11 protein-coding genes are annotated in these 11,960 nt (G+C 36.1%); all 11 read left to right on the top strand.

The window, feature by feature from the left end; genetic code table 11:
* Nucleotides 1-17: 17 nt before the first annotated feature.
* The 11 genes from relB to ACQKTA_RS13370 all read left to right on the top strand — a co-directional run bounded on the left by relB (nucleotide 18) and on the right by ACQKTA_RS13370 (nucleotide 11,934).
* Nucleotides 18-245, top strand: a complete 228-nt coding sequence (relB, locus tag ACQKTA_RS13420) for a type II toxin-antitoxin system RelB family antitoxin (RefSeq protein ID WP_427814941.1) — start codon at nucleotides 18-20, stop codon at nucleotides 243-245.
* Nucleotides 245-514: a type II toxin-antitoxin system RelE family toxin gene (locus tag ACQKTA_RS13415; protein WP_427814940.1), complete on the top strand. Its 270-nt coding sequence runs from the start codon at nucleotides 245-247 to the stop codon at nucleotides 512-514. The genes relB and ACQKTA_RS13415 overlap by 1 nt, the downstream gene beginning before the upstream one ends.
* Before the next feature lie 62 nt (nucleotides 515-576).
* Complete coding sequence (locus ACQKTA_RS13410) at nucleotides 577-990, top strand: hypothetical protein (protein ID WP_427814939.1); 414 nt, start codon at nucleotides 577-579, stop codon at nucleotides 988-990.
* A 97-nt stretch (nucleotides 991-1,087) separates the two neighbouring features.
* A complete protein-coding gene (locus tag ACQKTA_RS13405; RefSeq protein WP_427814938.1) occupies nucleotides 1,088-2,524 on the top strand; it encodes a DUF3991 domain-containing protein in 1,437 nt (478 codons plus the stop codon).
* A gap of 804 nt (nucleotides 2,525-3,328) precedes the next feature.
* A complete protein-coding gene (locus ACQKTA_RS13400) occupies nucleotides 3,329-3,754 on the top strand; it encodes a TnpV protein (protein WP_427814937.1) in 426 nt (141 codons plus the stop codon).
* Nucleotides 3,709-9,072, top strand: a complete 5,364-nt coding sequence (locus ACQKTA_RS13395; protein ID WP_427815005.1) for an SNF2-related protein — start codon at nucleotides 3,709-3,711, stop codon at nucleotides 9,070-9,072. Before ACQKTA_RS13400 ends, ACQKTA_RS13395 begins: the two co-directional genes overlap by 46 nt.
* 3 nt (nucleotides 9,073-9,075) lie before the next feature.
* Nucleotides 9,076-9,693 (top strand): hypothetical protein, encoded by a 618-nt coding sequence (locus tag ACQKTA_RS13390; protein WP_427815004.1) that lies wholly within the window; start codon nucleotides 9,076-9,078, stop codon nucleotides 9,691-9,693.
* Between the two features lie 102 nt (nucleotides 9,694-9,795).
* Nucleotides 9,796-10,050, top strand: a complete 255-nt coding sequence (locus ACQKTA_RS13385; RefSeq protein ID WP_427815003.1) for a hypothetical protein — start codon at nucleotides 9,796-9,798, stop codon at nucleotides 10,048-10,050.
* Between the two features lie 17 nt (nucleotides 10,051-10,067).
* Nucleotides 10,068-10,481 carry a hypothetical protein gene (locus ACQKTA_RS13380; RefSeq protein WP_427815002.1) on the top strand — a complete coding sequence of 138 codons (414 nt, stop codon included), beginning with the start codon at nucleotides 10,068-10,070 and terminating at the stop codon, nucleotides 10,479-10,481.
* Nucleotides 10,481-10,873, top strand: coding sequence for a hypothetical protein (locus ACQKTA_RS13375; RefSeq protein ID WP_427815001.1), 393 nt, complete (start codon nucleotides 10,481-10,483; stop codon nucleotides 10,871-10,873). Before ACQKTA_RS13380 ends, ACQKTA_RS13375 begins: the two co-directional genes overlap by 1 nt.
* An 848-nt stretch (nucleotides 10,874-11,721) precedes the next feature.
* On the top strand, nucleotides 11,722-11,934 hold the full coding sequence (locus tag ACQKTA_RS13370; protein WP_427815000.1) for a hypothetical protein: 213 nt from the start codon (nucleotides 11,722-11,724) through the stop codon (nucleotides 11,932-11,934).
* The last annotated feature ends 26 nt before the right edge of the window (nucleotides 11,935-11,960 follow it).

The following is an 11,960-nucleotide window of genomic DNA, read 5'->3' as shown; positions in this document are numbered from 1 at the left end:
CATAAGGGGTGGTACAAATGGCAATGATTACAGTACGTGTAAGTGATTCGGAAAAAGAATGGCTTTCTTATATGGCAGACTTTTATGGGATTACTTTATCTGACTTGTTGAAAAGATATTCAATGGAACAATTAGAAGATGAATATGATGCTCAAATAGCAGAGATTTCGCATAAGAGATGGGTAGCACAAGGGAAGCCAACCGTGTCAATTGAAGAAGCGCTATCTGAGTTTGGTAATTTGTAATGACCTATAAAGTAGAACTTACTAAAGATGTATTGAAACAATTAAGAAAAATGGATAAGCATCAAGCAACACTACTTACTAGATGGCTTTATCAAAACATTGATGGCACTAATAATCCTAGAAGTCACGGAAAAGGGTTAGTAGGAAATCGTTCAGGTCAATGGAGATACAGAGTAGGAAATTACAGAATAATCGTTGAGATTGAAGATGAACGATTGCTTGTAACGGCAATTCAAGTGGGTCACAGAAAAAATATTTATGACAATTAAATAATTGTTTAAAAGAGGGCAGTTTATATGTCCTCTTTTTTTATATTTGAGGAGGTTTTTTTTTGGATAATTCGAATAATACTATCAACCAAACTTACACATTAAATGAAATGATTCGCAATGTACAAAAGCAACATAATGGTCTATTTAGGGTTCCTAATTCAGAATTGACTATTGCTGATACCCGCTATTTTGATTCTCTTGATTTCAAGAATGAACAGGCTAAAAATATCGTGATTCTATCAAATTTAGAAACTGAAAAGGACTTTCTTTTGGTAAAAAATGACGAAGTAATCTGGAGGGATAATTGGTCTGGAGAAGATGACCGTATCTATCGAGGGGACGTTCTTAATAAGTTTAAAGTAGCTTTTGATAAAGAAACTTTTCTGATTCATGCAGATGGTTTAAAGAATGAAAAAATGCAGCAATCAATAAAAGCCCCGACTGTTCAAATTCATATGAATACAAATCATTAACAACGTGGATTATCTAATTCCAATGAATTACAAAGGTAATGAGCTTTAAAAGAAGTGAGACATTCTCACTTCTTTTTTATTTTAAGGAGGGTTAGTTTTGGAAAAAGACGAGTATAAGAAACTATTAGAACAAGCAAAGAAAATTTCAATTACTTCTGTCATGGATGAACAAAACATGGGCTACATTGACATGCGTAATTTTGCGCAGGGAATTGATCACGATAGTTTAATGATCGATAAGCGGAAGAATCGCTATTATTGGAACTCACAAGTTGAAAATGGGAAGGTTGTAAGCGGGGACGTGGTTGATTTCGTCACCCGTTTTTTTGATAAAAGTCACATGGAAGCACTCAATTATCTGACACAAGAAACGTATGAAAAAGGGTTCATTCAAGAAGATAAATACAAGCAAGCTGTTTTTGTTTGGTCAGATATTGGTAAAGCAGTAGGCGCTAGTGTGATCGGGTCTGAATACAATCCTGAAAAATATGAACGAGGACGTTTTAAAGGCATTGCCAAAAACAGCGAATCAAACTTTGGATTTAATTTATCCATAGGCACACCGTCAAAACTCTATGTCTTTGAATCTCCGATTGACCTTTTAAGTTACTGGTCGTTGAATCCTGATCTAAATAATTGCATGTTAGCTGAAATGGACGGATTGAAAGAAGAATCCGTTTTTAAATTTGTCAATCAAATGTATCTTGCTAAAGGGGCATTACCCACTGAAGGCATTTATTTAGGCGTAGACAATGATGCTCCTGGTCACCGATTCTTTGATAATATGTCGAAGCTATCCTATGTAGTAAATGAAACCAAACAAGAGATTCGATTTGAGTCCTTGATTCCGCATGATTTAGATATTCCTCGTAACAATATAGCTGTCTATCAAGAAAAAGCAACGACGTTAGGTATCGACTGGCGAGCCATAGCAGCAACTCATAAAGCGTTAACCAACTTCGATTTGAAAGGGAAAAAAGCTCACAGTGGAACAGAAACCCCCTTCTTTTCAGGTGAGGATTTTGACCTTGAGACAGAATCAGAAAAAGTAGCACAAGGTCTTAAAGCGGCAGAAATAAGAAGCGGAGAGTATGACTTCCAGCAGTTATTTCGTGTAAAAGAAAACAATGATCCGATTGAGCTTCATGGTCTACATGAAAAAGTGAGTACGTATTATGAGGACTATCGCAATTTAGGTTATCGACCCACAGATGTTCTGATTAAAGACTGGAACGACCAATTACGTTACGAACGATTGGTTCAGTATGAAGCAAAACTACTTGAATCCGTCTACCGTCGCAATGAGAACGAAAAAATGAAACTTGTGAAAGATGAAGAAAAGAAAAAATATGTGGCTGTATCTTTAAATGATTCGTTCCGAGAACCATTCTTTGAAGCAGATTCCCCACAAGAAGCAGCAATGCTCGTTAAAAACTACGGATTTCAAGCCGTTGATAAAGAGGATCGTAAGAAATATCAAACGGAACATACGCCTGAAGCACGTAAACAAACAGCTTGGGCTATGTCTAGATAACCCTACATGAAAAAGAACATAAAGAATGATTTGAAGGATTTCTATTTTAGAAGTCCTTTTTTTAATTTCTATTATTTAGGAGGTAAAAATGAATGAGTTTAACCGATAAATGGAACCAGACTACAACAAATACAGACATGATCCACCAGTCACTTGCGAGTGCGTATCAATCAGTGATACGAACGGTCACTAAAAATGAACAAGAGTTGTTACAGTTCTTAGAATATAGCAGTCAATTGTACAAATATGACTTGGAAAGTGTCTTGTTTGCCTACGGACAAAATCCTTCAGCTACTTTTTTAGCTGACTTTGACACATGGAAAAAATTGAATCGTCCTGTAACCAAAGGCTCAAAAGCAATCAAAGTTTTACATCAAAAAGAAAATGGGCAGTTTTATCATGTGAATCTTTTTGATGTGCAACAAACAGCTGGTAGTAACCTACATTTTCCTAACTGGTTAATGACGGAATCCAAGTATCAAGAGCTTATGGATCAGACATTTCAATCTACACAAAATCATTCAGATTTATGGGACGTTCTTCATGAACAGTACAAGTCCGTCAAAGATGAACGAATAACAGGCGCATGGACAGCTGACGAATTAAGTGACATTAGCGAATACATGTTGAAATACAAATTAGGACAACGTCCTAGATGGAAAGATTATGCACCTGGTGTGCAAGCATTCGTAGAAAATCCTGATTTATTTATTGAAATCATGCCAGAGATTATCCAAACGAACCAACAACTATTAAGTCAATTTAATCAAACACTTAAAATGGAGCAGAAAAAGGAGCAGAAAAATGAACGAACAAGACAAACTAATGGCGTATCAAGAGGAAATGAACAATCAAAATCAACAGAACAACCGACGGAAAGAACCAATCATTCAACCAACGTATCAGGCAACCGAGAACGGGACTCAAGAACCGCTATTCATGGAAATGACCGACAATCACCCACTGAGTCACAACGAGCAAGCGATACTAAGGTTTCTTCAAGAGAGCAAACCAAATCTATACCACGAACTATACCTAACGGGCGAACTGATGACGTATCTGAAACAGCAAGAGACACGGATGGAACAACGCAAGAATCAGTTGTATCAAGAACTTCTACAGAAACAAGAAAGCCAATTACCGACAGACTTCATGAAACGAACACAGGCTCTCAATCAGATCAAATGGACAGTACAAGAGATGATTCAAGCAGAGTTTCTAATGAACTAGCACCTGATCGTATTTCATATAAAGAAATCGTTGCGACACTCAAAGTTGGAAGCTTTTTTAAAGATGGAAAATATCGCATCCAACAGGTATTTTCTTCTGAAAAATCAAAAAAAGAACTCAGTGAGTTTTTAAAGAATGAATATGGCACAGGGGGTGCTTCGAGTGCTGGTATGTATGGATTGCAAGTCTCTTATGATTCAAAAGGAATTACTTTTAAGGGGAATATGCAATCAGGAAAGACAACGCAACAATTTCTCACATGGTCGCAAGCGAGTGGCTATATTCAAACCTTAGTTAATGCGGATATATATTTAACCAAAGAGGAAAAGCACATTTATCCAGACTTTATTAAAGGACAGATTGCAAAAACTCAAGGGATACGTCCCGAAGAATACCTGACGACTATTCTAAAAAGTAATAAAGAGATCAATCTGAAATATGATATCTACCATTTTTATCAACAAAACTCTTCTTTGGAAGAAAAAGCAGAATTTTTAAAAGAACGTTATGGCGTTAGCGGTCGAACTTCTCCGGCTACGCCCTTTAATCATTTTACGAATGATGAAGGCATTCGTTTAACCAATTATTACGAAACAGTCGTTTTTAAGTGGAACGACATTGCAGAAAGAATCCAAGTATTATTAGACGCTAAGGACTACATGGATGAACAGGACTACACACTTGAAAGTAACGTCCCTGATATTCTTAAACCAAACAAAGAAACGAACGCAAACTCGGATACGAATGAACAGGCACCGACAGTTGATAAAAAAGAATGGATCGAACTACCAGAAGGGTATCGCTATCAACGGGTCAATGAAAAAGCCTACCTTGTCAATGATAAAGACGAGTTTGAAATTGATCCTGTAGAAATTACTTTTGAAAATGGGAAAACATTCTATAAAGTATTACCTAAAAAAGAAACAACGGAAAGTAAAGAAACAAATCAAATAAAAGATTCAGAAGAACCAAGTTTATTTGATTATAACTATGAACAAACAGATTATTTCGCTGGAAAGAAAGAATCTCCTAAACAAGATGAAGCGCCACAAGTAATACCGAATGATTTCAGTTTTGAACAAAAGGATTTGTCTTTGTATGGGCAGTCTCCAAAACAACGGTTAGAAGATAATCTAGCAGCACTAAACTTATTAAAACAGTTGGATCAAGCAAATCGTCAAGCAACTGCTGAAGAACAACTCGTCTTAGCTAAATATGTAGGTTGGGGCGGACTATCCGAAGTCTTTAATCTTAATAATGACACCTATACAGATCAACGAAACACCTTAAAAACTTTATTAACACAAGAGGAATATGAGAGTGCTAGAGAGAGCGTTCTGACTGCTTATTACACCGACCCGATGATTATTGACCAGATGTACCAAACCGTGGAACGTTTAGGTTTTACAAAAGGGAAAATATTAGACCCAGCAATGGGAACAGGGAACTTCTTTGCGGCTATGCCTGAACGAATGAAAGAACAATCCACACTTTACGGGGTGGAATTAGATCCGTTGTCTGCACGAATTTCTAAGCAGTTACAACAGTCGACTCATATTCAACAAAAAGGTTTTGAAGAAACGTCTTTCATCGATGAGAGCTTTGATTTAGTCGTGGCTAACGTGCCGTTTGCAGATATTCGGGTAAAAGACAATAAGACTCTGAACAACTACTACATTCACGATTACTTTATCAAGCATTCCCTTGATTTGGTGCATGAGGGCGGTATTGTTGCGGTCGTTACTTCTAGTGGAACAATGGATAAAAAGGATACTTACTTCCGAAAAGAACTGGCTGAGAGCGCAGAATTATTAGGTGCAGTTCGTTTACCTGATACGGCATTTAAAGCTATTGCAGGAACAGAGGTTACCACGGATATTCTCTTTTTCAGGAAAGAAGCAAAAGAGTTAAAAAGGGATTATGGCGTTCGTTCTTGGCAAAATACAGTAGAAATAGAAAATTATCAGCGCTTTGAAGATGGTTCGTTATATCCACCTATCGTAGTAAATAATTTTTATAATGAAAGTTGGAAATCTATTCTCGGTGATTTTAAGTATAAAAACTTCCGAGGTGGCACGTACACTGTTAATCCACATACGGATACACCTTTAAAAGACCAACTAGAAAAACAGTTACAACGTATTCATGGTACTTACATTCCACCTGAAAGACTGGATTATGAGGTGCCAGAAGTCTTGCCTGAAGTAGAGGAAATACAAGACCATGTTCCCTTGGATATTCCTCCTTATACGTACTATGAACAAAATGGGGATATCTATTTTAGTGAAAATGGAAAAGCTCAGAAACAAGAACTAGGAGAAACAAGAAAGAAACGAATGCTTGGCATGATTGCGATTCGTGACGCACTTTCCGATGTCATTGACTACCAACAAGAAACAAATTTTGACCAAGAAATATTTGATAAAAAGCTAACGACTTTAAATACTGTGTATGATAATTTTGTAGCTAAGTATGATGTCATTAATACGCCTGTAAACAGCCGTCTCTTTTATGATGATGATCGGTTTGCTTTGATATCTTCGATTGAAATTCCGCAAAAAAGCGGAATGTATGCGAAAGGAGACGTCTTTAAACAAGCGACGGTACGCCCTGTAGAAACAATTCAAGAAGTATCAACCGCTATTGAAGCATTGAACCACAGCCTTTCTCATTACGGAAAAGTGAATCTTTCTTACATGATGACAATTTACCCTGTCAGTGAAGAAACACTACTAAAAGAATTGGATGCGCATGTCTTTATTGATACGGATCAATTCTTAAAACAAGAGAACCAAGAATCTAAAGCATACGTTACTAAAGACGAGTATCTTTCAGGTGACGTGAAGCATAAACTTTCCTTAGCCAAAATGATGGCTGCTTCAGATGATCGGTTTGAAAAGAATGTTGATGCTTTAGAAAAAGTCATACCAAAAGATTTAGCGATTAATGAAATTGAGTTTGATATTGGCTCTAGTTGGATACCTTTAGAAAATTATCATCAATTTATGCGTGAGATATTCCAAACCTCTAAAAACTTGATTGACCAAGAACGAATCGTCGTTGAATACAATAAATTTACGGATACGTATCATATTGAAGGAAAGAATCAAGATACCTCCCTCATTGTGAGAAACGAATATGGAACGAATCGAATCAATGCTTATCAATTGCTTGAAAAATCATTAAACATGAAAAGTGTTCAACTATTCGATAAAGAAGATGTTTGGGAAAATGGAGAACGAGTCACAAAAGACGTACTCAACGTTCCTGAAACGATTCTTGCTCGTTCAAAACAAGACCATATTCATCATGCGTTCAAGAATTGGCTCTTTAATGAACCAAAAAGAGCAGAACAACTTTTAAGAACCTATAACGATACCTTTAATCGAATTCGTCCACGTCAATATGACGGAGAATTCCTTTCGTTTGAGGGAATGAATAAACAATTTAATTTGAGACCTCACCAGAAAAACGTTGTCGCTCGCATCGTTGAAAATGGTCGAGCATTGATGGCACATGAAGTAGGTGCTGGGAAGACGGCAAGTATGATCAGTGCAGGCATGATGATGAAAGACCAGGGATTAATCAAAAAGCCAATGTATGTCGTACCCAATCACTTAACAGAACAATTTGGACAGGAATTACTTCGGTTCTATTCCACTAAAAATGTGTTAATCACCAGCAAAAAAGACTTTGAAAAGAAGAACAGACAGAAGTTTATCTCCCGTATTGCGACAGGAAATTACGATGCAGTAATCATCGGGCATAGTCAATTTGAAAAGATTAATTTAAGCAAAGAGCGGCGGGTCGCATTAATCAAAAAAGAATTGTCTAAACTACGTGAAGGCATTCAATTAGAAAAGAGTCAAAGCGGGCAATCATGGAGTTTAAAACAGATGGTCAGCTTTGAAAAACGAATGAAAGAACGCTTGAAGAACCTACAAAATGAAGAAAAGAAAGACCATTTACTTAACTTTGAGGAACTCGGAGTAGACTTTTTGTTTGTAGATGAAGCACACACATACAAAAACCTTTATACCTATACAAAAATGTCGAATGTGGCTGGTGTGAATACATCAAATAGTCTACGGGCAACAGATATGTACATAAAATGCCAGTATATGTTAGAGAAGTTTCAAGGTCGTGGCGTGGTTTTTGCGACAGGTACGCCCATTTCTAATTCCATAAGTGAACTTTATACAATGCAGCGCTTCTTACAACCTGATGAACTGGCACGTATGAATTTAACTAGCTTTGACCGTTGGGCTTCAACGTTTGGTCAAGTGGTCACTGCACCAGAAATCAATCCTGAAGGTAGTGGTTTTCGAATGAAGAGTCGGTTTGCAAAATTCCATAACCTTCCTGAATTAATGAACTCATTTCATTTAGCAGCAGATATTCAAACCAGCGACATGCTAAACCTGCCTGTGCCTGAAATAGCAGAAGGTCGTCCGCAATTAATTGTTTCTGAACCAAGTGCGTACCAAGAAGATAAAATGGTCGAACTTGGAGAACGAGCAGAAGCGATTCGTTTAGGTCAAGTAGACCCACGAGAAGACAATATGCTTAAAATTACCAATGAAGCGAAATTGATGGCGATTGATCCAAGACTACTTGATGAAACAGCACCGGTCCACACACAGGGAAAAATCTTCCGTTGTGCAGAAAAGGTATACGATATTTGGCTGACCTCACAAGAGACAAAATCAACACAAATCATCTTTTCAGATTCTGGAACACCGAATCCGAATAAATTTAATGTGTACGAAGAAATGAAGCGGATACTCGTAGAACAAGGCATACCTGAAAAAGAAATTGCCTTTATTCATTCAGCTAAAAATGATCGCCAACGGGAGGAACTCTTTGAAAAAGTACGACAGGGGGAAATCCGTGTCCTTTTAGGTAGTACAGAGAAACTAGGAACAGGGACGAATATTCAAGATAAACTTTTGGCAGTACATCATTTAGATGTACCGTGGCGACCAAGTGATTTGACCCAGCGAGACGGGCGAATTGTTCGACAAGGAAACGAGAACAAGACTGTCCAAATCTATCGTTATGTGGCAAAAAATTCCTTTGATTCCTACCTATGGCAAACACAAGAAAACAAGCTCAAATTTATTAATCAAGTAATGACGGGAAAAAGCATTTCTCGTACAGCAGACGATATTGATCAAACAACAATGAACGCTTCAGAAGCAAAAGCTCTAGCGACAAATAATCCGCTTCTTCTTGAAAAAATGACCCTAGATAAAGATGTTATGACGTTACAGCTACTGAAAAGCAGTTGGCAGTCTAATCGTATGACGTTATCTTAAAACTTGGAGAAGGTTTATCCTGAACAATTAGCTGATACAAAGGTCAAACTTGAAAAAACCATTCAAGATAACGAATGGGCAAGCGTTGAATTGCAAAAAGATTTCTCAATGACCCTACTAGACCATATTTATACCGATAAAAAGGAAGCGTTAGAAGCCTTTAATTCATTGGTAGCTACCGATTTTGGGCAACAAGCAAAGACGGTTGGTTCTTATTATGGTTTTTCTTTAAAAGTGCAACCTGCGCATTTAGGGCAAACATTAGTCATTTTAGAACGAGAAAGACCCTATACTGTTGCCGTTGAAAAAAATGGAAATGGGTCTTTGATTCGTTTATCCAATGTTTTACGTGCTTTACCTGAAACAGTCAATGATCTAAAAAATAAACAAAGTGACTTAGAAGAAAAAATCACGCAAGCAGAAGAACAACTAGAAAAACCGTTTGAACAAGAGGAAGAACTAAATACGCTACTTGAAAAACAAACCGCACTGAATCTTTCTTTAGAAATGGGAGAGACAAAACGTAAAGTCGCTTCTAAAGAAAAACGTCCTACCGTTCAAATCACAGAAGCACCAGCTGTGGGACAATCACAAGCTGCATCTTACGAACAAGCACGCTAAATCTATAGAAACTCTTTCTTCACTATTCCTTGTATATAACACGCATACGTGATATATTATTGGTGTAGAAAGGGTCTCTATTTTTGAGAACAGGTAGTTAATATGGCATATAAAACAACGGAAGCACAAAGAAAAGCGAGTAAAGAATATCGCAAAAGAAATAAGGAACAAGAAAAAATACAGTCCTACAAACGGACTGCAAAAATGTATATCAATTCTCATGCAACATTAGACGATTTAATACTGTTTCATAACATCAGTTTAAAACGGATGGAGGAACTCTTAAGCGATCCTCTCCTTTCAGAACAGCAAAAAGAATATTATCAACAAGAATTGAAAAAGGGACTAAATGAATGAACTAAGGAGTGAGAAAAATGGGAATGATTGTTTCAGTATTGAGTAATTTTTGGCAATTTGTCAGTTTAATTGCTTATGGGTTTCAGTGGATAGTGATTAGGTTATTAGAAGTAGTATGGAATATCATTGTATGGGGAGCCACTGGAATATTGCATTTTGCGCAAGGCTTACCCGTAGAAATTAAAGGACCACTTTTATTTGCGGCAGTTATCATTGGGATTATGGCGTTATGTTGGGCAATTTGTAGCGCACCGCAATTAATACTTTTTTTCTGTGTGGTTATTCCAGTGTGTTACTTTATTTTCAAGTTACTCATTGGATGGTTCTTTGTCTTTATGATCGGGTATATCCTGTATTCACTCATTAAGAAATACATCATAAAATTGCGAAATTTCATAAAAAGTAAACAAGTACAGAAAGGAAATGCCTAATGGGAAATATCGTAGATATTCGAGAAGCCAAAGGGAAAACAATCACGAATGTGTTAGTAGATTGGCGACAAGGGCTATGCAGTGAGTTAGAAGAAAAGGGTTATACGACTTCTATTCCTCAAGATAGTTTGTTCAGCGATCCTGTCGATACTTCAGCAGACTTGTATGAACTCAATTCTAAAGTGCTTTCTATGTGTTCAGGAGAAAAGTTGGTGCTATTTAGAAACTTCCATTTTGAGATTCTTTTTTATATGACCTATGACCAAAAGCTCCTTCTTAAAGTCAATTCAATGGCTAGCGGATTGGACGCTGTCTTATTAGCAAATAAATTCTCTGAAGAACAGTTAATCATAAACAAATATCATAACTTGTTATTGGAGATTTTTAGTTAAAATTAAAAGGGTTAATTCCATATTCAAATATAAAACTATTGAATCTAACAACGAATAATTTTGGTCTAACTTTTATTGAATTTCCTTTATATAGACCTTAAGTTAGAAAGGTACTTTAAAAATATGTATAAATTAACTATCATCATCTTTCTGTTACTAACTATATTTGACTTTATTTTATGGAAGTGGGCAAAAAAACACAATGTAAAATCTGGAGTCTTTCACATAGTCTATCTTGGTATGGTTCTTATAACTTTTTTGTGTTTTTTAATTACCATAATTTGGGTTTTATGGGGTTAATCAGAATGTATATTAATATAATTGGAACTATCACGTAAAAAAAGCCACTAATTACAGTGACTTGCCCTACTAAGTTATTTACCTAAATTAATATTTTTACAACCCAATATGCTGCTAGTATTCCAAAAATGATTTCAACTATTATTGCATATAAAAATGAATGTTTAATTTTTTTTGAACGGAATACCATTAAACTAATTGCTAGTGGAATTACAAAACTTGAAACAGTCTTGATAATGTATGACAAATTTGAATTAATGTTAAAAACCCCTTTGAGGAAGTTTACTACAAATATTGATTTATGGAAATAGACCTTTAGTCCAATTTTTACGCTAACGGACGATATTCTACTACTAGTCAAGAGTAAATATGGATATTAATATGCTATAATAAGTAGCAAGTATTCCAAGAAAAGAGTTCTGTCATAACGGCAGAACTCTTTTCTTTTTTTATTACTAAAGTAAAGATTTCCCTACTACTTGGTTCGTGTAGTATATCGCATGAAGTGGTAAAATATGAAATAAATCATTAAAGGAGCTAGCAGTATCATGGCACGAACAATTATAAAAATTGGTGATTCATTTAGAGGGATTGATTGTCACAAAGAATTAGTACATGGTGAAGTTTCAGCCATTTTAAAAAAAACCGTTATCATTGAAAATGGAACTGAGCATTACGTTATAAAGAAAACTGAATTTGAAAAACGAGGCGATTCTTTTCCTGATTATGATGAAAAGAAACGTTTCAATGTGGGGCTATGAGTATGTCTAAACTGTTTACAGGGTGT

The sequence above is a fragment of the Enterococcus sp. 22-H-5-01 genome, from assembly GCF_050310005.1.
GTDB lineage: Bacteria > Bacillota > Bacilli > Lactobacillales > Enterococcaceae > Enterococcus_A > Enterococcus_A hailinensis.
The sequence above is the reverse complement of the archived record's forward strand: the minus strand, read 5'-3'. Positions and strand labels throughout refer to the sequence as shown.